This is a genomic window from Ruminococcus bromii (assembly GCF_002834225.1).
Classification (GTDB): Bacteria; Bacillota; Clostridia; order Oscillospirales; family Acutalibacteraceae; genus Ruminococcoides; species Ruminococcoides bromii.
On record NZ_NNSR01000011.1, the window covers coordinates 1 to 284 of the forward strand.

Genomic DNA, 284 nt, shown 5'->3' on the forward strand with positions numbered 1-284 from the left:
GAAATGTCGCCGTTATATCCCTGTTTGAGGTTTACGCCTACTTCGTTGGCACATTCCATCTTAAAGCGTTCCATGGCTTCCTTTGCCTGAGGTACATTAATCTGATTGTTATTGCTTGACATAATTTGTTTTCTCCTTTTCAAAACTTTTAAATCTCGTTAAATTTATCAATAAAGCGGCGTTTCGGCATCCCGTTTTCATCGCCGCAATAGTATTGTTAGCGATGAAATTCGTTTTATTATTTGTAATTTTTTCAAGTTTTGAAATTCACAAAAAACATCATA

The 284-nt window shown here is 34.9% G+C and carries 1 protein-coding gene; it reads right to left on the reverse strand.

Annotated elements, in window-relative coordinates:
• Positions 1–122 (reverse strand): alpha/beta-type small acid-soluble spore protein (locus RBATCC27255_RS00090; protein WP_147639935.1); only part of this gene is annotated, 122 nt, incomplete at its 3' end.
• Positions 123–284: the final 162 nt, after the last annotated feature.